This is a genomic window from Bradyrhizobium sp. Rc2d (assembly GCF_900099855.1).
In the GTDB taxonomy this organism is placed as follows: Bacteria; Pseudomonadota; Alphaproteobacteria; order Rhizobiales; family Xanthobacteraceae; genus Bradyrhizobium.
In genome coordinates, this window is record NZ_FNCU01000010.1 from 1 (window position 1) to 22,490 (window position 22,490).

The window sequence follows — 22,490 nt, forward strand, 5'->3', positions numbered from 1 at the left end:
GAGCCTCCAACATGTCTTTGCCGATCGGGTTTACCGCGGCAAACAGCTTACCAACGCGCTGTCCCACTGTGGACCGTGGACAATCGAAATCGTCCAGCGACCACCGGGGGTCAAGGGCTTCCAGCTCCTGCCCAAACGTTGGGTGGTCGAACGCACCTTTGCGTGGCTCGGTCGCTGCCGACGCCTCACCAGAGACTTTGAAGGCTCGGCCACGACAGAGCTTGCCTGGCTTCATGTTGCCCATCTCAGGCTGCTGACAAGACGCCTCGCTGCACCCTAAAAAGCTCGCCGCCCTTTTTGAGTCAGGCTCTCAGGATGACGGCAGGGACGCTTAGAGAGGTTACCTTCGTCCCTTCACGTCCAGCGGCACCGCCGCCTCGTATTTCGAATTATGCAGCACCAGCGACGTGCGCACGTTGCGGACATGGGGCGCGGCGGTCAGGTGGGTGACGAAATCCTGGAAGGTCGCCATGTCGGGGGCGACGCATTTCAGGATGAAATCGACCTCGCCCGACAGCATCCAGCATTCCCGCACCAAGGGCTCGGCGCGGACGAATTCCTCGAAGGCGCGCAAATCCGTCTCGGCCTGGCTGGACAGGTGCACGGCGGCGAACACGGTGACGTCGAAGCCGAGCTTGCGGGCGTCCAGGAGGCCCCGATAGCCGTGGATGTAGCCCTCCTCCTCCAGCGCCCGGACGCGGCGCAGGCAGGGCGGCGGCGAGATGCCGACGCGCTTGGCCAGTTCGACATTCGTGATTCGACCGTCGGCCTGAATCTCGGTGAGAATCTTCAGGTCGATCTCGTCTAGGTTCCGCGACACGTGATTGGAACTCCTGCCCTTTGCGGCGGTATTGGGTGGTTTGTCGCAATCGTCATACCCTAGTCCACGCGCGCAGCGCAATTTTATTGCGCGTGCAGCGCAATCGACTTTTGTTCCTTGTTGGAAAAATCCGCCGGTAGGGAATGCAATTCTTGCATAGCTCACCAGAAGGCTTAGATTAGCTCTGATATTTCAGCGCCTCCGCGAGGCCTCCCGGCACGTTCCGCGCCCGCGCTGCAAAATCCCCCGTGAAAGGCGTCCATCGAAATGTCCGCTCCTGTTCATGCAAAGGTCATCATCATTGGCTCCGGCCCCGCCGGTTACACGGCGGCGATCTACGCCGCGCGTGCGATGCTCGAGCCGATCCTGATCCAGGGCATCCAGCCGGGCGGCCAGCTCACCATCACCACCGACGTCGAGAACTATCCGGGCTTCGCCGACGTGATCCAGGGCCCCTGGCTGATGGAGCAGATGGAGAAGCAGGCGGTCCATGTCGGCACCAAGATCGTCACCGACCTGGTCACCAAGCTGGAGACTGCGCAGCGGCCGTTCCGCCTGACCTGCGACAGCGGCGACGTCTATCTCGCCGACACCGTCATCCTCGCCACCGGCGCCCAGGCGCGCTGGCTCGGGCTGCCCTCCGAAGCGAAATTCCAGGGCGGCGGCGTGTCGGCCTGCGCCACCTGCGACGGCTTCTTCTACCGCAACAAGGAAGTCGTGGTGGTCGGCGGCGGCAACAGCGCGGTCGAGGAAGCCCTGTACCTCACCAACCATGCCTCGCAGGTCACCATCGTGCATCGTCGCGATCACTTCCGCGCCGAGCGCATCCTGCAGGAGCGCTTGTTCAAGCACCCGAAGATCAAGGTGGTCTGGGACTCTGCCGTCGACGAGATCTGCGGCACCGAGAACCCGAACAAGGTCACCCATGTGCGCCTCAAGAACGTCAAGACCGGCGCGCGCAGGGACCTGAAGACCGACGGCATCTTCATCGCCATCGGCCACGCGCCGGCGACCGAGCTCGTCAAAGGCCAGGTCAAGCTCAAACCGTCGGGCTATGTCGAGGTCGCCCCGAACTCGACCGCCACCTCGGTGCCCGGTCTGTTTGCCGCCGGCGACGTCGCCGACGAGACCTATCGCCAGGCCGTGACGGCCGCCGGCCTGGGCTGCATGGCAGCGCTCGAAGCCGAACGTTTCTTGGCCCTGCGCGCCAGCGAGCGCGCCGCAGCGGAATAGAATCATGCCCCGAACACGCGACGGATTTACGGATATGGACTGGGACAAGCTGAAGGTGTTTCACGCGGCGGCGGAAGCGGGCAGCTTCACGCATGCGGGCGAGCAGCTCGGCCTGTCGCAATCGGCGGTATCACGCCAGGTCTCGGCGCTGGAGCAGGAGCTCTCGGTCTCGCTGTTCCACCGCCATGCCCGCGGCCTGATCCTCACCGAGCAGGGCGACCTGCTGTTCCGCACCGCGCATGACGTGTTCATGCAGCTGCAGGCGGCGCGCGCCAAATTGACCGACAGCCGCGAGCGGCCGAGCGGCGACCTCAAGATCACCACGACGCCCGGCGTCGGCATCAACTGGCTGATCCCGCGGCTCGGCGAGTTCACTGCGCTCTATCCCGAGATCCGGATCTCGCTGATCGTCACCGACGAGGAGCTCGATTTGTCGATGCGCGAGGCCGACGTCGCGATCCGCACCCGCAAGCCGACGCAGCCCGATCTGATCCAGCGCAAGCTGTTCGCGATGGGCTTTCACGCCTATTGCTCGCCGGAATACATCAAGCGCTTCGGCACGCCGCGCACGCTGGAGGAGCTCGACTCCCACCGCATCATCACGCTTGCTGACGGCAACTTCGCGCCGCATCTGCAGAACCGCAACTGGCTGGTCGAAGCCGGTCGCAACGGCTCGGGTCCGCGCGAAGCCTATTTCAAGGTCAACAACATCCTCGGTCTCGTGCGCGCCTGCCAGCAGGGCCTCGGCATCGCCGCCCTGCCCGACTACCTCGTCGAGGAGCAGAGCAAGCTCGTGCAGCTGTTCGGTGAATCGGATTCGATCCAGCTCGACACCTATTTCGTCTATCCCGAGGAGTTGAAGACGGTCGCACGCGTGCAGGTGTTCCGCGACTTCGTGGTGAGCAAGGCGCAGCGCTGGCCGTCCTGATTTCCGCATGACTGACATGCGGCCTCGGCTGTTGCTGCAGGGCGCTCGTCAAGCTCATACTGTTTGCACGCTGAGCCTTCGCGTTGCGCATTTGTCCCCCTCCTCCAGTGGCGCGGGAGTTCAGTAATCCCTCTTGGAAGGTGATTGTGTCGGCCTCACGTGGCCAATACCTAAGCCGGGCCTTCGGGTCCGGCTTTTTTTCGTCAAAATGGCGCTTCGCCTTCCGCGTGTATTGACAGTTCCAGGCATACCTCGCATCATTTGCAAATGATCACGAAGTCGTGCGCACTCATTTCGAAAAAAGGCCCCCATCCGGGGACCTCGGAATGTTGCGCGCGCTAGGCTGACTTCGTCATCGCGAGCTGATCCCGAAAACCCCGCCGCCTGGACGGGGTTTTTTCATGTGCCCTCCGTCTCAGGTTTTTTTCCGAGAAGGAGATTGAAACATGACCGGACTACGAGACCAATTGCACGGGCTGTGGCTGCCGCTGGTGACGCCGTTTCGCGACGGACGTCTCGACGAGACGTCATTGCGGCGGCTGACGCGGCACTACGGCACACAGGCCGTCGACGGCTTCATCCTGGGGGCGACCTCGGGTGAAGGCATGACGCTGCGCGACACTGAACTCGAGCGCCTCGTCGCCATCGTCCGCGACGAGATGGCGGCGGACCGCCGCACCTTGCCGATCTTCCTCGGACTGTCAGGCGCGGACACCTCGCGGCTGAAGGATCGCCTCGATGAAACCGCGGACTGGCCGATCGATGGCTACCTGATCGCGAGCCCCTATTACGTGCGACCGTCGCAGCGCGGGCTGCTGGCGCATTTCGAGGCGCTCGCCGATCACGCCGCCTGGCCGATTGCGCTCTACAACATTCCCTATCGCACCTCGGTGAACATCACCAACCAGACGCTGCTGCGGCTCGCCGAACACAAGAACATCGTCGGCCTCAAGGATTGCGGCGCGAGCCGCGAGCAATCGATCGCGCTGCTGCGCGACAGGCCGAAGGGCTTTCGCGTGCTGACCGGCGAGGACGCGAATTATTTCGAGGCGCTCACCGACGGCGCCGACGGCGGCATCGTGCTGTCCGCCCATGTCGAGACCGCGACATTTGCGGCCGTGTATGCGGAGCTCAAGCGCGGCAACCACGACGCCGCGCTGGCGCGCTGGCAGGAGGTCGCCGAGCTGACGCGGCTATTGTTCGCCGAACCAAGCCCGGCGCCGGCGAAGTACTGGCTGTGGCGGAGCGGCCTGATCGACAGCCCCGAAGTGCGCCTGCCGATGGTGGAAGTGAGCAGCGAGCTCGCGGCAACGATCGATCGCGAGATCGAGCGACGGATGAAAGTCGCGGCGTAACGCTCCATTTACCCTCCCCTGGAGGGGGAGGGTCGATCGCGCGCAGCGCGAGCGGGGTGGGGTGATCTCTCCACTCGGGCACCGCTTCTGCGGAAAGACTGTCACCCCACCCCGCTCCGCATTTCGCTTCGCTTCATGCGGAGCGACCCTCCCCCTCCAGGGGAGGGTAAGAGGCGCCCGTGGTTAATCCCACCCCACACGGCCTTCGCATCCGCCGCATGGTGCATCCACGCCTCGTTTACCGAACCGCGCCTATCGTTTCCGCCTAAGACCTTCCAAAGGGGGAATGACCATGGGACATCGCACCCGGCCTACGGCCGCGAGCCAATTCGCGCCGGCCGATCTCTTGCAGGGAATTCTGGTGGTGTCGTCGTTCGGGTTCTGGGCGGTGATGCTCGGCCTGATGCCGGTGCTGCTGTTTCGCGTCTGGCTGGCGGGCTGACAGCGCCGCGCGGATGGTTAACCCGTGGTAGCAGTTGTGTTCAAATGCACCGGCAGCTGCGATCCGGAATTTTAAAACATCCCGCGTATCACTGACGCCCATAAGCGAAGAAATCGCGGAGGCGTTTGTGAATAATCATAATGAGATGGCGTCGCATTACGACGCCGGACAGCAGAGCTTTACCACCGAGGACATTCTCTGGGCCGCCGGCATCTGGTCGGTGATCCTCACCCTGTCGCCGGTCATCGTGTTCTACATGCTGATGGTGGCGTAACCGCCTTCAGCAGACCCGAAAACGCAAAACGCGCGGCTCGTCCGCGCGTTTTCGTCCGGGGAAATGAATGATGAAATTATGCCGCCTGCTTGTGCATTGCGCCGGACGCCGACGCCGTGCCGCGAATAGCCTTCACTGAACGCTCGATCGCCGCCCACAACCGTGCAATTTCCTGAGCCGCACGGCTTTCGGCCTGATACTCGCGCGCTCCTTCGCCGTGGCTGAGCGCCATCAAGAGATCCGAGCGGTTGGTGATCTGGCCGCCCCACACCGGAGCGCGGAATTTCGCCAGCGCCTCGCGGGCGATGGTGACGATCGGGCTTTCCGACTCGTCGCGGCGCGCCGGCGCCCCGTTGAGCACGACCGCGTAGGGCTTGCGCGCGGCGCGGCACATCTGGATGGTTTCCTGAACCGCGTTGACGTCGAACACGCCGGGACGCGCCGGAATGATCACCATCGTCGCGTTCCTGATGGCGTCGTCGACGACGGCCGACAGGTTCGGCGGCGTGTCGATCAACACCCATTCATAACCGTCGCGCTTGGCCGCGGAGACGATGCCGCTGACGGAGTTCACGGCCGGCTTGATCGGCGGCTCGTTGGTGCCACGCAGCTTGTGCCACAGCGTGAGCGAGCCTTGCGGATCCGCGTCCACCAGCATGACCTGCTTGCTCGCCTTGATCTGCGCGGCGAGATGTGCAGCCAGGGTGCTCTTGCCCGAGCCGCCTTTACGCGATGCAAAAACAATAACGTTCATACCTTCGGCCTCCAGATTGACCCCGTGGCTCGAAAATGAATCAGCGCGGTGATTCGTGAAAGAAAAATTTATCGGGAGTTGCGTTGCCGCCACGAAATAACAAGGCGTGTTGGCTTTTGAGTCACACTGCCAGGTACGACGCCGATCAAAACTGCAAGAAAACACCTGCAATCGTGCGTTTTTTGAGCAGCGAGGCGGGATAAAGTGGAATGCAACCTTGCCGGGCAAACCTGCTCGCGACTCTTTTCCATCGCGCGCGCTCATCATTGCCGCGCGGCTAGCGCGCCGATTGCGCGAACAAAACGAGTCCGGCGGGGCAAACGTAGCTGCCGGGTTTCAAGGATGAACGTGCCGTCGCACTCAGCCTTCGCTGGATTTCTTCTTCTTGCTCGCCTTCGCCGCCGGCTTGGTGCTCTTCTTCGCTGTCTTGGGCGCGATGTGGGTCGGCTTGCCCGCACGCACCTCGCCCGGCTCGGGCCCCGGGCGGAAGAACACCCGGCACTGCGGCGAGAGCTGCGACTTCTTCGCGATCATGCAGGCGGTGATGGCATCGACGTTCGGAACGAACTCGCCGCACAGCCGCATCGCATCAGGCGTGCAGGCCTGCTGCTCCTCCTGGGTGTAGGCGAAGCCGGCGCGCGGCAGGACCAGGACGGCTAGGGCAATCCCGAGGGTTGCAACGGCCAAGGGTTTTGACTTCTTCAAGCGAAACGCCAGCATCGATCCCCCCACATGTCGAGTTCAGTTGGAATAGTGGGTGAACGGGCGTTGGTTGGCAACCGAGGGGAGATGCGAAAGCCGGCACGTGTGCGGTCTCGGCAACAGGGGCGGTCTGGTGCCGGCCAGCCGGCGCGGCAAAAGGCCGGCGCGCAACGCGAAGTCTCTCCCACCCACAGCTGTCATCCCCCGCGAAGGCGGGGGATCCAGTACGCCGCAGCCCCTCGGGGAACGTCAGGCGTCTCTGGAATACTGGGTCACCCGCCTTCGCGGGTGACGACAGCGGAGAAGGCTGCATGATCCATGGCCCTCTAACCCTTTGTCGGACTGGGCGAGATCGGCTCCAGCCTGCCGCTCCAGCGACCATCCAACCAATAACCGCGAAAACAACCCCATGCACAGTAGCCAAGTCCAGTTGCGGATTGGCTTTTACGGATTTTACGAAATCAATTTGACGCGTCGGGCAAAACAGTGGCATGATGGCATCATCGAGAATGCGTGGGGTGGGTCAGCCAGCTCCCCGTGAGGTGAGGGTGCATGGCCACGTTGCTGATCGTCGCGCCGGTATTCGCCGTGATCGCGGCGGGCTATGCCGCGGTGCTGTTTCGCTTCGTCTCGAAGAGCGCGCACAAGGGCATCAGCGAATTCGCTTTCAGCATCGCCATCCCCGCTTTGCTCTTCCGCACCATCGTCGTCTCGGAATTTCCCGACGTCAGCCCTTACCGGATGTGGGGCGCCTATTACGGCGCGCTCGCGATCACCTGGATCGCGGCGCTGGCGCTCTCGGCGCTGCTGCGCCCGCGGCGCGAGGACAGCGAGGACGGCGTCGTGTTCGCGATCGGCTCGGTCTACGGCAACATCGTGATGCTCGGCATTCCCCTGACGCTCTCGGCGCTGGGCAATGAGGCCGCAGGCCCGATGGCGCTGATCCTGTCGGTGAACACGCCGCTGCTCTGGCTCTGCGGCATCCTGCAGATGGAGCTTGTCAGCCGCAAGCGGACCGGCTCGGCGTTGTCGGTGATCTCGCCCGTGCTCGCGGACCTCGCGCGCAACCCGCTGATGCTGGCGATCGGTCTTGGCGTGATCTGGCGCTTCACCGGCCTCGGCCTCAACCCTATCGTCGACAAAACGATCGAGCTGCTGGCGCAGGCGGGATCGCCGACCGCGCTGATCGCGCTCGGCATCAACCTGTTCCGCTTCGAGGTGAAAGGCGAGAAGCTGAGCATTCTCGTGATGTGCGCGCTCAAGCTGATGGCGATGCCGGCGGCCGCGTATCTGCTGGCCAAACTGCTCGACCTGCCGTCGCTTGCGACCGGCGTCGTCGTGCTGTTCGCGGCAATGCCGACCGGCGCCAACGCGTACATCTTCGCGGTTCAGTACCAGCGGCTGGTGAACCCGGTGTCGGGCGCGGTGGCGCTGGGCACGCTGCTGGCGGCGGTGACGTTGCCTGTGGTGGTGGTGATGGTGCGCTAAGCAATCGCACCATAGTCTCGATGATTTTGCCTTTGCACGCAAAGGTCGCTAGTCTGCCCCGATACGTTCACAGGGAGGGGGAAATGGGACATCGCGAAGAGATGCTCGACGTGATCAGGAGCGCTTACGACGCGCGCCGCGACGGTGACGTCGAGGGCCTAGTGACAGCTTTTCATCCCGAAGGCCTGTTCACTTTGATCGGCGACAAAAGCGCGCTCGAACTGACAGGAAGTATGCAGGGGCACCCGACCCTGCGCGGGGCCTTCGGCCAATTGATTGCCGACTTCGGCTTCGAAAGCCGCGAAATTCTGGCTGAGTTGGTTGACGGGGATCGTGTCGCAGTTCATTCCCGCGTTGACGTTCGATACCGTCCAACCGGACAAACTTCTCGCACCGAGATCCTAGACCTGTTCAGATTTCAGGATGGCAAAATCGTTGAGCTGATCGAGTTTGCGGACACTGCCCAAATCAAGGCGATGATCTCCTGACGGGCGATGAGGTTGGACTGAACAGTCCTGCCGCCGCTCGCAGCCGGCGTGGTCGTGTTGTTCGCGGTGATGCCGACCGGGGCCAATGCATACATTTGCGCGGTGCAGTATCAGCGGTTGGCGAACCCGGTCTCGGGCGCGGTGGCGCTGGGACGCTGCTGGCGGCGGTAACGTTGTTGGTGGTGATGATTGGTGGCGGGATGGAAGTAGGCGCCGGAGAGGGCGAAGGGCGCCGCACCCTTCATCAACTTGAACGAATCTCAGCGAATCAACTTGGTATAGAAGGGGCGCATGAGATCACTCACTTCATCAAACAACGTAGTCTTAAGGAGCCTGTTCTTCGTCTCTGTCTCTACGATGTGTCCATCATATTTGACACCGTGAAGGCTCACTGTACCGAGAATCAGCTGGGAGCCTTCTGGGATTTCATTGAGACAGAAACGGATCATACGCGCAGCATTTGAAGCGTCCTGATCCTGCTGCACGGGCGTATCAATAACAATTGGACAGAACGCGGATGTAGAATATCGCTTCATCGTATGGATAAATGCATAATAGTAAGCGAGAAGTCCTCGCGGCAAATCGCTGCCCGTTTCGCGAATATGACAATCAATTGCCTTATAGTTGTCTTCGGACAAATTGGGGACGTGAAGCTCCTGAACGAAAGAGTTCATTTGTCGCAAATAGAAGCTCTTAATCTCCCCCTGCCGCTTCTTGTCATCCAGTGACTTCATGACTTGAGCCGCCTCGTCGGACTTCATCTCTTGCGCACCGATCTGAGAATCGACTTCCTTCTGCTCTGAGACGAGCGTCTCATCCATCAGCTTTTCACTTTCGCCCTCAATGAGGTCGCGCAGCTTCAGATCCCCCCGCTGCTCGTCAAGAATTCCATTGATACGTTCGATTGACGCTGTGAATTGCCCTAATTGCTCCTTTGCAGCAGCAATCTCAGCATCCACTACGCCGATATCGTTCCGAACATCGACAAGGAATGCGCGACACGTATCGACATCTGAAATCAAGCTGAATTTATTGGCAAAATCATTCGAGTGAACGGTTCCACATGTTGGACATATAATCTCGTCCTCAGTTTCGCGACGCAAGAATTCATAGTCTGCGCTGAGATCGGCCAAAGCGTTTTCAGCTATCACGCTCTGCTCTACAAGTAGAGACCGTCTGGAGTTCAGCTCCGAAAGGGAGCGCTGCACTTTGTCTTGCGCAGACTGCAGTGACTGGCACTCTACAACGAGAGCATCAATCTGATCTACGAACCGGTCGGGGGAAAGATCGAAATGGAGCCGCTTACGATTGGCGCGCAGCCGTGTGCTTGCCCGATCTAACGCGCGACGTTCGATCTTGAACTCTTCTTTGGTCTTGTCAGCCGAGGCCTTCAATGCCTTAGCCTGATAATACTCGTTCGGTCGTAGGCCAGCATGGAAGTTCGCGACGTCCCTCCGATAACCGGCAAACATCATGAGGTTGGAGAAGGAGCTCCAATTTTCTACCCAACTGACATCCTGATCCACATAGAAGGGAAGGAATAAATACGCGGGAGGCGGCACCTGCAGCTCGCCTTTTCGATCGGCCAGCGTAAGACCGAAATCCAGCAACTTAGCAATCTGCGGTCCAATCCCAGTTGTGACATTATTTCCAACCCAGATCGCTGCACCGTCCCCGTCAAAAAGCGCAAAGGTGCTGCCAGACCGTAAGAGACTGTAGGGCACCCCGTCGACAAAGAATTCGACCAGAGTATCAACTGCAGCGTCCTTCCAAGTTGGATTAACCTTGGCTGAATCCGCACCAAAAGCAGCATAGATTGATTTGATTAGGCACGACTTACCCGTGTCGTTATCTCCTAGTACGACTGTCTTGCTCGGATCGAACGTCATTAGCCGGGCCGCCTTCTCGCGCCCGGACAACAGAAGCAGCCTTTTTAATAGCAAGTTTTTCATGACTTCGCGTCCGCAATGCTCTTATCAGCTTTTTGTACATCTCCTGACGGGTCATAGGTCATCACCTCATAGATGATCATAGCCTTTGCGCGACTTGGCGTAAGATCTGATATCGTAACCTTTGCGAAGCTCCAGATTGAGCCAAACAGTTGATCGGTCAAAGGCGTCAGTGCGAGGGAAGAATTGGGGATCTTCCGCAGCTCCAAACGAATACGAGCGCGAACACGATTTATTGCTTCATTGCCGGCGCCTAATGCTAGCGCTCTATAGAGGCGCCACTCCTTAGCAATACTAGCTTTCTCGATCGCGGAGCATGTGAGATCGTTTGCGAAGTCTGGCCAATTCGGCACCGCCTCGTTGTTTGCGATCTGTGATAGCCAGCCATTTACATGGCTTTTCGTGATCGCTTTGTGCCTGATCAAGTCATCGAACGTGTTGATGGACCCCGTAAACTTTGATTTCGTCCGACAGTCTTCGATGATGGCTTTATAAAGTGTATCAGGACTATAGGTTATGGTCCCGAGCTGACTTGTTACAAAGTCTTGCATCAATCCCTTCACGTGAGCAGAGGCATCGTGCAGGCTCAAGTCAGCCCTGACGAAATGCATAAGCTTCGCACTTTCTTGCGTCGCCGTCGGACGCTCATATTTCAGCTTCGCCAAGAACTTTTTGAAGTCCTCGGCATCGCAATCTGCGAAGCAACCAATCGTCGCCGAAGCATCCATGAAGTCGCAGGGCAGGTTGGAAACGAAGCTCAACCTTTCAGTCTCGTCAGGGAAGAGTTCGTAGTTGTCGTGCATCTTCCCGATGTACGACGGAAGCAGCGAAGCGCCATCCTTCGATTTTTTCCTAGCGCTGAGGTCAGCGAGCGTCCAATGGCCTTTGACCTTGGTCTTGACTTGATAAAATCGAGCTCGCGTGGGCATTGAACTGCTGTTCAGCCGCAAGATGTCATCGTGAAACTCGAAAGCAATCGCATAGTCATCGAGTTCGTTATGGCTCTCGAAGATCAGGACGAGCCCCCAGATGGCCTGATAGTCGAATCGTTCGTAGCCAGTCTCGCCTGATTTCTCACGTCGTGACGTTTGAACGAGCTTGTCCGCAAATGCCATGTATCCCCCTAGGGCACATTAGCGTGACGAAGCCATGAGACAACCGTTGCGGGCAGTCCGGGACTAAGTCTTAGGCATAAGGCCCGAGCCTCCTGAAGCTTCGCGAAATAGGAAAGTAAGACAGAGATATTGACCTATAAATATCATTGATGATGCTTGATTTTGTGCCTGGAACTGCCACTTCCTACAAGGGAGTGTGTTTCCGCCTCAGCGCGAGCAGCATCCAATGCATAAGACAAATGACGATCTTGAAGCGATTGCCCGTGGTTTCCTGAAAAGGCTCGGACTCGAATATCAAGTCCGGCCGGACATGATGACGCTGATATCGAAGATCAAGCGCGAGGTGCCTAGTTTCGGCTATCGGCGCGTACCAGATGCTGAGATGCCGGACGCTGAAGCGCATTGGTATTCGGACGACTTCGAGCTCAGCATGAGGGAGAGCGTATTCGTTGCCATGCAACGCGGCGAGCCTCGCGCCAGAATGACGGTCGCGCACGAATTGTCTCACTATCTGCTCAAGCACAAAGGATATTTGAATCGGAGGGCAGAGAAGTCCCTCGCAGAAGTATCGATCCCGCGTATCGCCAGGCAGGAGGACGAAGCCCGCCGTTTGGCACCAATTATACTCGCGCCCGAACACCTGATCCCGGAAGACGCATCGATTGAAGACATCATGTCGATGTTCGGACTGAGCCGCCAAGCTGCAGCCCTTCGAATGGACGAAGTGGAGGAGATTCGGAGGCGCAGACGACGTGGCGGTCGGCCGCTGCCGCAATCAATCATCGACTTCTTGAGGGAAGCGAAGCGCCGTGGGCATCCTGTCCGGACCGATCTTGGCGACGACTCCTAGCTGTGGCCTCTATTCTGCAGACCACTTGGTCGTAGCGACATCCACATTCGCTCCAGTCGAAAGGGCTGGTACAGTTGGGTGGGCTCGAACCACCGACCTCCTGTTCCACAGACAGGCGCTCTAACCAACTGAGCTACAACTGCATCCTGGCGAACCGCCCCGGGGCGCCTTGAACAGGCCGGGCCGAGGCGGCTGGACGGGGCGGAAACTAGGTGCAACGGGCGTTTTTGGCAAGGCCGCAAACGGACGAAAAACCAGCGGAAATCACCCTCAACGCGGGGAAATTGCGCTTGATGGCGACGATAAGGGGTTGCGCTGCCTGTCCCGCCTGCGGGGAGACTCCCCGTGGGGAGAGAGCCCTCACCCGGCGCGCGGGACGATGCTTTGCATCGCCCGGAGCGCCGACCTCTCCCGCAAGCGGGAGAGGTGAAGAAAAACCCGGGCCTTTCGGCCCGGGTTTCTCAATTCAAACCAGCCGATCCGCTCAGGCGGCGGGCTTGTAGAACTTCTCGGCGCTGGCCTTGATCGGCTCGGCGGTCTCGGTGGCGACGCGCTGGCTGAGCTCGACCAGCTCCTTGGCCTGGGACTGGAAGGTCTCCAGCTGCTTGCGGGCGTGGCCGGTCCACAGCTCCAGCGCTTCCGACGGCGATTTGGCGCCGAACAGCTGCTGAGCGAAGTCCAGCTGGGCGCTGCTGTTGGCCTTCATGAACTCCACCAGCTTGGCGGTGTACTCGGTCGCGCCCTTGCTGGCGGAGGTGAACACGGCCTCGACGGTGCCATTGTGGGTTTCGGCGGCGTCCTTGAACTTGGCGTAGTTCTCGCGGGCCTGCGACACGCCCTTTTCGGCGAACGCACGCATCTGCTCGGGAACCTCGAACGGGATGATCGAGGCAGAAAACGGATCAGTCGCACCTGTCATGGTTGTCCTCACGCAAATTGAAAAAATGGAGTGAGCCTTCTGGCGCGCCCGCCGGCCCCGAGTTTGGGCCCTCGCATTGAGCGGGTACGTAGACTGGAAACGCGAAACAAACGAGATGGCTCGCCCAGCACCGCCATTATTGCCGTGCTTCATGTCAACATTGTGCATCGCAATGAGATCCGCCAGGCGTCGCAAAAATTTAATCTCGGAGAGGGTGAGGTTCCTGGGCTGGGGAACCGGTGGTTGAGGTGGGCAGACGCCGAAATCTCGGTGTCTCACCTTTTACCCTCCCCTGGAGGGGGAGGGTCGATCGCGCGTAGCGCGAGCGGGGTGGGGTGATCTCTCAACTCGGGCACCGCCTCCGTGGAAAGACTGTCACCCCACCTCGGTTCGCATGTCGCTTCGCTCTATGCGAACCGATCCTCCCCCTCCAGGGTAGGGCTATCGCATATGGTGTGCACGATGCGGCGGCATCGGCACTGGGCTCCCTCTCCCGCTTGCGGGGGAGGGCTGGGGTGGGGGTGTCTCCGCGTCGGGATTGTTGGGGATTGAGGAGGATGTCCCTGCGTGGCGAGAGCCCTCACCCGCCGCGCTAGGCGAGCGCGTCGGCCTCTCCCGCAAGCGGGAGAGGCGGAGCAAGCCCGCAGACAGTCCTCGTGAAATCCATATGCGATTCCCCTACCCGCCAGGGGAGGATGGGCCACCGGTGATGCCGCGACGGCTTTTAGCCGTCCGCCAGCGAATCCCTTGGATGCAAGCGGGCTGCGGCTTGCGGGTTCGGGACCATTAAGGTTATCGCGGCTTTAGGCCGGCTGTGAGAGACCGTGGCCGTGGACCTGCCCGCGCCTGCGGGTGATACTAACCCTTTCTTAAGGCTGCCATTCCCGGCAGCCGCCCCACGCTGACAAGCGAGACTTAAAGCCGGTCGGATGAAGAGTTCGGATTTCCAGTTGCGAGGCGTGGGCGATTCCCGGCTGGCCGTGCACGCGACCTCTCCGCTGCCCGCCTGGCTGTGGTCGATCGACGGCACGCGCGTGCTCTGGGCCAATCCGGTCGGGGCAAAACTGTTCGGCGCGGCCCACGCCGCCGCCCTCGCAGACAGGATTTTCGGCCCGGCGGACAGCCATCGCCGCCAGGTCGCCCGACTCGCCCGCAGCCTGCCGGCGAACGGCATTGTGCGGCTCGAACGGCTGCGCGGCTTCGGCGCCCGGCTCGGCATGCTGATGACCTGCGCCTGCGCCCGGCTCGACTTTGCCGACGGCAGCCATGGCGTGCTCGTCGCCGCGATGGACCCGACGCTGCGCCCCATGCCGCTGGTCGAGCGGCTGCATCGTCTCGTCGCTGGCGCCAAGGTGCCGATGGCCGCGTTCGCGCCCGACGGGATGTTCGTCGGCGCCAGCGAGGCCGCCCGTTCCCTGCTCGGCTTTCGCGATCTCTTTGAGGCCGGCCTCGACCGGGCCCGCAGCGAAGCGCTCACTAGCGGCCGCGCCGCGACGCCGATCGGCATCGGCCAGATGGTGCTGCAACGGGTCGGTGTCGGCGCCGATATCGGCCTCGTCGCGCTGATCGATCCCGCGCAGGAGACGCGCGCAGCGTCGGCGCCTAAAAGCATGCCGAACGAGCCGCCACCGCAGAATGCGCCGGTCGGGATCGCATTGTTCGATGCGTTCGCAGAGCCGGCCGACGCAGGCGAAACAGCCGAGACGATGACGCCCGCGCCTGAACCTGCCCTGAGCGAAGCGCTCGTGGAGGCCTTCCAAGAACCGGTGCCCGACCAGACCACCGCGGCCAAGACTCCGGTTGAAAACTGCGCCCAGGCCATTGTGTCGCCGCAGGCCGCGCCGATCACGTCAGCCATGTTCGAGCTGCCGTCGGGCCACACAGAGACGCCCGCACCGCATCAGCATCCGCTGCGCTTCCTCTGGCAGATGGATGCCGAGGGACGCTTTGTGCTGCTCTCCGACGAATTCATCCGCCTGATGGGCCCGCACACCGCCGCCGGCTTCGGCCGCCCCTGGCGCGAGATCGCCGCGGACTTTGCGCTCGATCCCGAGGGGCGCGTTGCGCGGGCGCTGGAAAGCCACGACACCTGGGCCGGCATCACCGTGAACTGGCCCGCCGATGGCGGCGAGCATTTGCCGGTCGAGCTCGCGGGGCTCCCGATCTACGATCGCGAGCGCAATTTCGCCGGCTTCAAGGGCTTTGGCGTCTGCCGCGATCTGGACGGCCTCAACCGGCTTGAAGCGCTCCGGCGTTTCGAGCGGCTGGCCGAGTTGCCGGCGCAGCGCGGCCTGTCCGCCGATGTCGTCGAGCCGGACCCGGGGCCGGAGGCCGAGGCCGCGGCGCCGCCTCCGCCCATCGAACCGGCTGCACACGAGCCTGAGTCTGAAGCTGAACTGCCCGACCCCGCAACTGATGTGACTTCACACCCAACCGAGCCCGAGACGTCCGTGGAAACGCCAGTGGAAACGCCTCCCAACGTCGTGCCGTTCCGTCCGCATGGCGATGCGCGCTCGCCGACGCTGACGCCGGTCGAGAACAGCGCGTTCAACGAGCTCGCCCGGCAATTGTCCGAGCGCCTCGAACGCGACCGCGAGATGATCGCGGCTGATACATCCGAACCGCCGGCCGCGGAGATCACGCCCGAACCGCCTGCGGCGGAGCTTGAAGCGCTGCAAACCGCGGTCGAATGGCTGACCGAGCCCGCACCGCCGGCACGCGGCGCGCCCGCGCGCGACCGCGCGCTGCTCGACCTGTTGCCGACGGGCATCCTGATCTATCGCCTCGACCGCCTGCTCTACGCCAACCCTGCCTTCCTCGCGCGCATGGGCTACGCCAACCTTAGCGCGCTGGAGGATGCCGGCGGGCTCGACGCACTCTATGTCGAGCCGGGCGTGTCCGCGGCCAGCAGCACGTCGCAAGGCGGCACGCCGGTGACGATCAGTGCGGCGATCGCGAATGGCGAAGCGCCGCTTGCGACCACCGAGGCGCATCTTCACACGATCGACTGGGACGGCGAGAGCGCGCATGCGCTGATCTGCGCGCTGCCGCAGGCCGCGCCAATCGTCGCCGCGCCCGTCATCGCCGAGACCATCGTCCCCGAATCCTTCCCCTACGCGCCCGACCTCGAGCCCGCGGCCGGCGATGCCGACGCCGAGGATCTCGCCGCGATCCTGGACACCACGGCCGAGGGCATCGTGATGTTCGATGCCGAAGGCAACATCCACGCCTGCAACCGCAGCGCCGAGGCGCTGTTCGGCTATGATGGCGAAGCGCTGCTCGAGCAGAATCTGGCGACGCTGTTCGCGCCGGAGAGCCAGCAGATCGTCGCCGACTATCTCGAAAGCCTGAAGAGCCAGGACATTGCCAGCCTGCTCGACCACGGCCGCGAGGTGCTGGGCCGCGAGAAGAAGGGCGGCGTCATTCCGCTCGCGATGATCATGGGCCGCACGCGGCCGGACGGCCCGAACTTCTTCGCCGTGTTCCGCGATCTCTCGCAGAGCAAGAAGGGCGAGAGCGAGCTGACGCAGGCCCGCCGTCGCGCCGACGGCGCAGCCACGGCCAAGGCCGACATGCTGGCGCGGATCAGCCACGAGATCCGCACCCCGCTCAACGCCATCATCGGCTTTGCCGAAGTGATGATCTCCGAACGCTTCGGCGCGCTCGGCAACGAGCGCTATGGCGAATACATGAAGGACATCCGCGCCTCCGGCGAGCGCGTCATCGCCATCATCGACGATCTCTTGGAGTTGTCGCGGATCGAGACCGGCAAGCTCGACCTCAACTTCGCCAACCTCAGTCTCAACGACCTCGTCGAGGCCTGCGTTACGGTGATGCAGCCGCAGGCCAACCGCGAGCGCATCATCATCCGCACCTCGTTGGCGCATGCGCTGCCGCAGGTCACGGCAGATGCGCGCGCGATGCGGCAGATTACCGTGAACCTGATCTCGAACTCGATCCGGCTCGCCAGCGCCGGCGGCCAGGTCATCGTCTCGACCGCGCTGACCGATCGCGGCGAGATCGCGCTTCGCATCCGCGATACCGGCCATGGCCTCAGCGAACGCGAAGTCGCCGCCGCGATGGAGCCGTTCCGCACTCCGCCGCCGGGCGATGCCGCGGACAGCGCCGCGCTCAGCCTGTCGCTGACCAAGGCCTTGGTCGAAGCCAACCGCGCCCAGTTCAACATCAAGAGCGCGGGCAATTCCGGCACGCTGATCGAAGTGGTGTTCGCGCCGGCGCTGGCGAAGGCGTAGCTTCCACCACATCGTCGTCCCGGCGAAGGCCGGGACCCATAATCACCGAATTGAGTTTGGCGAAGACGCGCCGTCGCGGGACTAACACCATCCGCAACCGATGGAACCCGCGGTATGGGTCCCGGCCTCCGCCGGGACGACTCGATTTGAGAGAGCCGCCCAAGCAAAAAGGGCACGGCTTGCGCCGTGCCCTTTCGCCTTCCTGCGGCCTGGATCAGCTGTAGATCTCGAACAGGCCGGCGCCGCCCTGGCCGCCGCCGATGCACATCGTCACCACGCCCCACTTGGCCTTGCGGCGCGCGCCTTCCTGCAGGAGATGGCCGGTGAGCCGCGCGCCGGTCATGCCGAAGGGATGGCCGATCGCGATCGAGCCGCCGTTGACGTTGTACTTGGCGGGATCGATGCCGAGCTTGTCGCGGCAATACAGGCACTGGCTGGCGAAGGCTTCGTTGAGCTCCCACAGATCGATGTCATCGATCTTGAGGCCGGTGCGCTTGAGCAGCTTCGGGATCGCGAACACCGGGCCGATGCCCATCTCGTCGGGCTCGCAGCCCGCGGTCGCCCAGGCGACGAAGCGGCCGAGCGGCTTGAGGCCGCGCTTCTCGGCGTCCTTGGCCTCCATCAGCACCACGGCGGCGGCGCCGTCGGAGAGCTGGCTGGCATTGCCGGCGGTGACGTATTTGCCGGGACCTTTGACCGGCTCGAGCTTGGCAAGGCCTTCCATCGTGGTGTCGGGCCGGTTGCACTCGTCGCGATCGACGACGTAGTCGACGATGCTCTCGGCCTTGGTCTGCTTGTCGACGACCTTCATCTTGGTCTTCATCGGGACGATCTCGTCCTTGAACTTGCCGGCCTGCTGGGCCGCGGCCATGCGGCGCTGCGATTCCAGCGAGAACTCGTCCTGATATTCGCGGCTGAGCTTGTAGCGCTCGGCGACGATGTCGGCGGTGTCGATCATCGCCATGAAGATGTCAGGGGCGACCTTGAGCAGTTCCGGATCGATCGACTCCTTCGGCGAGCCGCCGCCCGGAATCGAGATGCTCTCGACGCCGCCGGCGACGATGCAGTCGGCGCCGTCGGAACGGATCGAGTTGGCGGCCATCGCGATGGTCTGCAGGCCCGAGGAGCAGAAGCGGTTCACCGAGACGCCGGCAGTGGTCTTCGGCAGGCCCGCGAGCAGCGCGGCCTGACGCCCGATATTCGGCGCGCCATGGGCGCAATTGCCGAGATAGCAGTCCTCGACATAGTCCTTGTCGACGCCGGCGCGCTTCACCGCGTGCTGGATGGCGTGGGCCGCGAGCGACATCGGCGGCGTGATGTTGAACCCGCCGCGGCCGGATTTCGCAAGGCCGGTGCGCGCATAGGAAACGATGACGGCTTCACGCATTGTCTTCTCCCTTTTCGAACGATTTTGAACGGAGCGTCCTTGCGCCATTGGTACACAAAGTTTGGCGAGCGCGGGAAAATAAAACGCCGCCTCCAGGTGATGGAGGCGGCGTTGTTCCGCGGGTCGGAATATGTCGATGTTAGAACGTCAGCGCCTTGGCCTGCTTGACCTGCGGCAGCGCCTGCACCTTGGCGAGCACATCCGCCGGCACCGCGCCGTCGACCTCGATCAGCGCGATGGCATCGCTGCCGGGGGCGACGCGGCCGAGATGGAAGGTCGCGATGTTGATCTTGGCATCGCCGAGCAGGCTCGCGAACTTGCCGATGAAACCCGGCTTGTCCTCGTTGGTCACGTAGATCATCGACTTGCCGAACTCGGCGTCGACGCGGATGCCCTTGACGTCGACCAATCGCGGCTTGCCGTCATGGTACACGGTGCCGGAGACCGAGCGCTCCTGGCGCTCCGTCGCCACCGTGACGGTGATCAGGCTTTCGTAGTCACTCTGGGCTGCGCGCACGATCTCGTCCACCACCATGCCGCGCTCCTTGGCGACGACGGGCGCGGACACCACGTTGACCTCGCCCAGCATCGGCCGCAGCAGGCCCGACAGCACCGCGGAGGTGATCGCCTTGATCTTCATCTCGGCGACGTGACCCTCATAGGTGATCTCGACCTTGAGGATGCCGCTTTCGGTGAGCTGGCCGGCGAACGAGCCGAGCTTCTCGGCGAGCGCGATGAACGGCTTCAGCTTCGGCGCCTCTTCGGCGGTGATCGAGGGGAAGTTGACCGCGTTCGAGATCGCGCCGGTGAGCAGATAGTCCGACATCTGCTCGGCGACCTGGAGCGCGACGTTCTCCTGCGCTTCCGTGGTGGAGGCGCCGAGATGCGGCGTGCAGATCACGTTGGGATGGCCGAACAGCACGTTGGACGTCGCAGGCTCCTCGATGAAGACGTCGAAGGCGGCGCCGGCGATGTGCTTGGAATTGAGCGCATCGACCACGGCCTGCTCGTCGACGAGGCCGCCGCGGGCGCAGTTGATCAGGCGCACGCCCTTCTTCATCTTGGCGATCGCGGCCGCGTCGATGATGTTCCTGGTCTTCTCGGTGAGCGGGGTGTGCAGCGTGATGAAATCGGCGCGCTTGAGGAGATCGTCGAGATCGACCTTCTCGACGCCGATGTCTTTGGCGCGCTCCGGTGACAGGAACGGATCGAACGCGATCACCTTCATGCGCAGGCCGAGCGCGCGGTCGGCGACGATCGAGCCGATATTGCCGCAGCCGACGACGCCTAACACTTTGCCGGTGATCTCGACGCCCATGAAGCGGTTCTTCTCCCACTTGCCGGCCTGGGTCGAGGCGTCGGCCTGCGGGATCTCGCGGGCGAGCGCCAGCATCAGGGTGATGGCGTGCTCGGCGGTGGTGATCGAATTGCCGAACGGCGTGTTCATCACGATGATGCCCTTGGCCGTGGCGGCGGGAATCTCGACATTGTCGACGCCGATGCCGGCGCGGCCGATCACCTTCAGCTTCGTGGCCTTGTCGATAATCTTGGCCGTCGCTTTGGTCGCGGAGCGGATCGCGAGGCCGTCATAATTGCCGATGATCTCGGCGAGCTTGTCCTTGTCCTTGCCGAGATTGGGCTGGAAGTCGACCTCGACGCCGCGGTCCTTGAAGATCTGCACGGCTGCGGGCGAGAGCGCGTCGGAAATGAGAACTTTGGGTTTGGTCATGGGGATGATCCTTCGCCTTCCCTAACGGGAGGATCGGCCTGCGATGGCCGGAATTGAATGAGGAGGCTTTGTCTTCCCCCTCTCCCCGTTCTTACGGGGAGAGGGCTGGGGTGAGGGGCAGCCACAGGCGAAGGTGCAAGCGGAGAGAGCCCCTCACCCGGATTGCTGCGCAATCCGGCCTCTCCCCGTAAGAACGGGGAGAGGCGAAAAATAAACTCACGCTGCCTTGGCCAACTGCGCCTTGGTCTCGGCAAAGGCCCAGTCGATCCACTGCGTCAAGAGCTCGATGTCCTTGGCCTCGACGGTGGCGCCGCACCAGACGCGCAGGCCGGCCGGCGCATCGCGATAGTAGGCGAAGTCGAAGCCGGCGCCTTCCTTCTCGACCAGCGCGACCAGCTTCTTGGAGAAGTCGGCTTGCGCGTCCTCGGAGAGCGAGGTGATCGCGGGATCGGTGAACTTCAGGCACACCGAGGTGTTGGAGCGGATCGAAGGATCCTTCGCCAGGAAGTCGATCCACGGCGTCTTCGCCTTCCAGTCGGCGAGCACCTTGGTGTTGGCGTCGGCACGCGCGATCAGCGCCTTGAGGCCGCCGATCGACTTGGCCCAGTTCAGTGCATCGAGATAATCCTCGACGCAGAGCATCGAGGGCGTGTTGATGGTCTCGCCGACGAAGATACCTTCGTTGATCTTGCCGCCCTTGGTCATGCGGAAAATCTTCGGCAGCGGCCAGGCCGGCTTGTAGGTCTCGAGCCGTTCCACCGCGCGGGGCGAGAGGATCAGCATGCCGTGCGCGGCCTCGCCGCCGAGCGCCTTCTGCCAGGAGAAGGTGACGACGTCGAGTTTTGCGAAATCGAGCGGCTGCGCGAAGGCGGCCGAGGTTGCGTCGCAGATCGTGAGCCCTTCGCGGTTAGCGCTGATCCAGTCCGCATTCGGCACGCGCACGCCTGAAGTGGTGCCGTTCCAGGTGAAGACGACGTCGCTCTTGGGATCCACCTTGGAGAGATCGGGGATCTCACCATAGGCTGCGTTCAGCTTGGTGACGTCCTTGAGCTTCAATTCCTTGACGATGTCGCTGACCCAGCCTTCGCCGAAGGATTCCCAGGCGAGCGTGGTGACGGGCCGCGCACCAAGCAGCGACCACAGCGCCATCTCGACCGCGCCGGTATCGGAGGCCGGCACGATGCCGATGCGGTAATCGGCGGGGACCTCGAGCACTTCGCGCGTCAGATCGATCGCGAGCTTGAGCTTGGCCTTGCCGATCTTCGCGCGATGCGAGCGGCCGAGGGCTGCGTCCTTGAGATTTTGGGCGTTCCAGCCGGGGCGCTTGGCGCAGGGGCCGGAGGAGAAGTGCGGCACGTTCGGCCGCGAAGCGGGCTTCGCTACAGTCATCATCTACCCTTCCAGATAGTAAGCCTCCCGTTGGGGGGAGGTGTCCCGCCGCGGCTGATACGGGAATCGGGAAGAGCAGTCAAGGAGGTTCCGGCGTCTCACGGGGGAGTGAAGGCGCCTCCGGCGCGATACCAGGGGATTCGACGGCAGCGAGCGCATTCAGCAAGTCCGTGGCCTCGCTGATCAATTGCGCGGCTCTGCGGCGGCTGCCGACCTTCAATATGCATTTGTCATTGGCCTGCACGACGTAGTCGTTGCCGACCTTGATCATCGAATAGCTTGTCATCGAAATCCCCGAACCGACCGAGCTCGGTGTCTGACGCTGCCGTAGCACCGTTCGTTCCTGTACAAACATGAACGACGGGCGGGTAGTTTATCAGCTCTTAAAATGAACGAATGCGCGATCCGAATGTGC

Annotated in this window: 20 protein-coding genes and 1 tRNA gene; 10 read left to right on the forward strand and 11 right to left on the reverse strand. The window is 62.4% G+C overall.

What is annotated here, in order from left to right; all coding sequences use genetic code 11:
* On the forward strand, positions 1-280 hold a 280-nt coding region (locus tag BLV07_RS14530), incomplete at its 5' end, for a transposase (RefSeq protein ID WP_143035430.1).
* A gap of 60 nt (positions 281-340) precedes the next feature.
* Here BLV07_RS14530 and BLV07_RS14535 read toward each other — a convergent pair.
* Positions 341-820 (reverse strand): Lrp/AsnC family transcriptional regulator, encoded by a 480-nt coding sequence (locus BLV07_RS14535; RefSeq protein ID WP_091886563.1) that lies wholly within the window; start codon positions 818-820, stop codon positions 341-343.
* A gap of 267 nt (positions 821-1,087) precedes the next feature.
* Here BLV07_RS14535 and trxB point away from each other — a divergent pair, with 267 nt between their 5' ends.
* The 5 genes from trxB to BLV07_RS14555 all read left to right on the forward strand — a co-directional run bounded on the left by trxB (position 1,088) and on the right by BLV07_RS14555 (position 5,052).
* Positions 1,088-2,053: a thioredoxin-disulfide reductase gene (gene trxB / locus BLV07_RS14540; RefSeq protein WP_091886566.1), complete on the forward strand. Its 966-nt coding sequence runs from the start codon at positions 1,088-1,090 to the stop codon at positions 2,051-2,053.
* Positions 2,054-2,057: 4 nt separating this feature from the next.
* The gene (locus tag BLV07_RS14545; protein ID WP_027575284.1) at positions 2,058-2,981 is read left to right on the forward strand and encodes a LysR family transcriptional regulator; all 924 of its coding nucleotides are present in this window, start codon (positions 2,058-2,060) and stop codon (positions 2,979-2,981) included.
* Positions 2,982-3,427: 446 nt separating this feature from the next.
* Entirely contained in the window at positions 3,428-4,336 is a 909-nt protein-coding gene (locus tag BLV07_RS14550; RefSeq protein ID WP_091886571.1) for a 4-hydroxy-tetrahydrodipicolinate synthase family protein, read from the forward strand.
* A gap of 292 nt (positions 4,337-4,628) precedes the next feature.
* Positions 4,629-4,778: a hypothetical protein gene (locus BLV07_RS47525; protein WP_164934661.1), complete on the forward strand. Its 150-nt coding sequence runs from the start codon at positions 4,629-4,631 to the stop codon at positions 4,776-4,778.
* Positions 4,779-4,905: 127 nt separating this feature from the next.
* The gene (locus BLV07_RS14555; protein WP_165405294.1) at positions 4,906-5,052 is read left to right on the forward strand and encodes a hypothetical protein; all 147 of its coding nucleotides are present in this window, start codon (positions 4,906-4,908) and stop codon (positions 5,050-5,052) included.
* Positions 5,053-5,128: 76 nt separating this feature from the next.
* Here BLV07_RS14555 and BLV07_RS14560 read toward each other — a convergent pair whose 3' ends face one another.
* Positions 5,129-5,806 (reverse strand): AAA family ATPase, encoded by a 678-nt coding sequence (locus BLV07_RS14560; RefSeq protein ID WP_091886574.1) that lies wholly within the window; start codon positions 5,804-5,806, stop codon positions 5,129-5,131.
* 360 nt (positions 5,807-6,166) lie between these two features.
* Positions 6,167-6,526 carry a hypothetical protein gene (locus BLV07_RS14565; RefSeq protein WP_091886577.1) on the reverse strand — a complete coding sequence of 120 codons (360 nt, stop codon included), beginning with the start codon at positions 6,524-6,526 and terminating at the stop codon, positions 6,167-6,169.
* Between the two features lie 534 nt (positions 6,527-7,060).
* On the opposite strand from BLV07_RS14565, the gene BLV07_RS14570 reads away from it, so the two are divergent.
* Both BLV07_RS14570 and BLV07_RS14575 read left to right on the forward strand, forming a co-directional pair.
* Entirely contained in the window at positions 7,061-7,996 is a 936-nt protein-coding gene (locus tag BLV07_RS14570) for an AEC family transporter (protein ID WP_091886580.1), read from the forward strand.
* Positions 7,997-8,079: 83 nt separating this feature from the next.
* Complete coding sequence (locus BLV07_RS14575; protein WP_091887061.1) at positions 8,080-8,484, forward strand: nuclear transport factor 2 family protein; 405 nt, start codon at positions 8,080-8,082, stop codon at positions 8,482-8,484.
* A 260-nt stretch (positions 8,485-8,744) separates the two neighbouring features.
* Here the strand turns inward: BLV07_RS14575 and BLV07_RS46230 are convergent, their stop codons facing one another.
* Both BLV07_RS46230 and BLV07_RS14585 read right to left on the reverse strand, forming a co-directional pair.
* Entirely contained in the window at positions 8,745-10,436 is a 1,692-nt protein-coding gene (locus tag BLV07_RS46230; protein ID WP_143035431.1) for a hypothetical protein, read from the reverse strand.
* Positions 10,433-11,548: a dsDNA nuclease domain-containing protein gene (locus tag BLV07_RS14585; protein WP_091886586.1), complete on the reverse strand. Its 1,116-nt coding sequence runs from the start codon at positions 11,546-11,548 to the stop codon at positions 10,433-10,435. Before BLV07_RS14585 ends, BLV07_RS46230 begins: the two co-directional genes overlap by 4 nt.
* A 226-nt stretch (positions 11,549-11,774) precedes the next feature.
* On the opposite strand from BLV07_RS14585, the gene BLV07_RS14590 reads away from it, so the two are divergent.
* A complete protein-coding gene (locus BLV07_RS14590) occupies positions 11,775-12,398 on the forward strand; it encodes an ImmA/IrrE family metallo-endopeptidase (protein ID WP_091886589.1) in 624 nt (207 codons plus the stop codon).
* A 66-nt stretch (positions 12,399-12,464) separates the two neighbouring features.
* Here BLV07_RS14590 and BLV07_RS14595 read toward each other — a convergent pair.
* Both BLV07_RS14595 and BLV07_RS14600 read right to left on the reverse strand, forming a co-directional pair.
* Positions 12,465-12,541: transfer RNA gene (locus BLV07_RS14595), tRNA-His, on the reverse strand.
* A gap of 341 nt (positions 12,542-12,882) precedes the next feature.
* Positions 12,883-13,317: a phasin gene (locus BLV07_RS14600; RefSeq protein WP_091886592.1), complete on the reverse strand. Its 435-nt coding sequence runs from the start codon at positions 13,315-13,317 to the stop codon at positions 12,883-12,885.
* Between the two features lie 929 nt (positions 13,318-14,246).
* Here BLV07_RS14600 and BLV07_RS14605 point away from each other — a divergent pair.
* Positions 14,247-17,570: a PAS domain S-box protein gene (locus tag BLV07_RS14605; RefSeq protein ID WP_091886595.1), complete on the forward strand. Its 3,324-nt coding sequence runs from the start codon at positions 14,247-14,249 to the stop codon at positions 17,568-17,570.
* A 214-nt stretch (positions 17,571-17,784) separates the two neighbouring features.
* Here the strand turns inward: BLV07_RS14605 and BLV07_RS14610 are convergent, their stop codons facing one another.
* The 4 genes from BLV07_RS14610 to BLV07_RS14625 all read right to left on the reverse strand — a co-directional run bounded on the left by BLV07_RS14610 (position 17,785) and on the right by BLV07_RS14625 (position 22,346).
* Positions 17,785-18,957, reverse strand: coding sequence for a thiolase family protein (locus BLV07_RS14610; RefSeq protein WP_091886598.1), 1,173 nt, complete (start codon positions 18,955-18,957; stop codon positions 17,785-17,787).
* A 139-nt stretch (positions 18,958-19,096) separates the two neighbouring features.
* On the reverse strand, positions 19,097-20,686 hold the full coding sequence (gene serA / locus BLV07_RS14615) for a phosphoglycerate dehydrogenase (RefSeq protein ID WP_091886601.1): 1,590 nt from the start codon (positions 20,684-20,686) through the stop codon (positions 19,097-19,099).
* Between the two features lie 216 nt (positions 20,687-20,902).
* Positions 20,903-22,075, reverse strand: coding sequence for a phosphoserine transaminase (locus BLV07_RS14620; protein ID WP_091887063.1), 1,173 nt, complete (start codon positions 22,073-22,075; stop codon positions 20,903-20,905).
* 79 nt (positions 22,076-22,154) lie between these two features.
* On the reverse strand, positions 22,155-22,346 hold the full coding sequence (locus tag BLV07_RS14625; protein WP_244551115.1) for a hypothetical protein: 192 nt from the start codon (positions 22,344-22,346) through the stop codon (positions 22,155-22,157).
* Positions 22,347-22,490: the final 144 nt, after the last annotated feature.

Coding starts and splice junctions, on each gene's coding strand:
- BLV07_RS14625 (WP_244551115.1), bottom strand. CDS start 22,346: ATGATCAAGGTCGGCAACGACTACGTCGTGCAGGCCAATGACAAATGC.
- BLV07_RS14565 (WP_091886577.1), bottom strand. CDS start 6,526: ATGCTGGCGTTTCGCTTGAAGAAGTCAAAACCCTTGGCCGTTGCAACC.
- BLV07_RS47525 (WP_164934661.1), top strand. CDS start 4,629: ATGGGACATCGCACCCGGCCTACGGCCGCGAGCCAATTCGCGCCGGCC.
- trxB (WP_091886566.1), top strand. CDS start 1,088: ATGTCCGCTCCTGTTCATGCAAAGGTCATCATCATTGGCTCCGGCCCC.
- BLV07_RS46230 (WP_143035431.1), bottom strand. CDS start 10,436: ATGAAAAACTTGCTATTAAAAAGGCTGCTTCTGTTGTCCGGGCGCGAG.
- BLV07_RS14585 (WP_091886586.1), bottom strand. CDS start 11,548: ATGGCATTTGCGGACAAGCTCGTTCAAACGTCACGACGTGAGAAATCA.
- BLV07_RS14605 (WP_091886595.1), top strand. CDS start 14,247: ATGAAGAGTTCGGATTTCCAGTTGCGAGGCGTGGGCGATTCCCGGCTG.
- BLV07_RS14575 (WP_091887061.1), top strand. CDS start 8,080: ATGGGACATCGCGAAGAGATGCTCGACGTGATCAGGAGCGCTTACGAC.
- BLV07_RS14560 (WP_091886574.1), bottom strand. CDS start 5,806: ATGAACGTTATTGTTTTTGCATCGCGTAAAGGCGGCTCGGGCAAGAGC.
- BLV07_RS14620 (WP_091887063.1), bottom strand. CDS start 22,075: ATGACTGTAGCGAAGCCCGCTTCGCGGCCGAACGTGCCGCACTTCTCC.
- serA (WP_091886601.1), bottom strand. CDS start 20,686: ATGACCAAACCCAAAGTTCTCATTTCCGACGCGCTCTCGCCCGCAGCC.
- BLV07_RS14600 (WP_091886592.1), bottom strand. CDS start 13,317: ATGACAGGTGCGACTGATCCGTTTTCTGCCTCGATCATCCCGTTCGAG.
- BLV07_RS14610 (WP_091886598.1), bottom strand. CDS start 18,957: ATGCGTGAAGCCGTCATCGTTTCCTATGCGCGCACCGGCCTTGCGAAA.
- BLV07_RS14550 (WP_091886571.1), top strand. CDS start 3,428: ATGACCGGACTACGAGACCAATTGCACGGGCTGTGGCTGCCGCTGGTG.
- BLV07_RS14545 (WP_027575284.1), top strand. CDS start 2,058: ATGCCCCGAACACGCGACGGATTTACGGATATGGACTGGGACAAGCTG.
- BLV07_RS14570 (WP_091886580.1), top strand. CDS start 7,061: ATGGCCACGTTGCTGATCGTCGCGCCGGTATTCGCCGTGATCGCGGCG.
- BLV07_RS14590 (WP_091886589.1), top strand. CDS start 11,775: ATGCATAAGACAAATGACGATCTTGAAGCGATTGCCCGTGGTTTCCTG.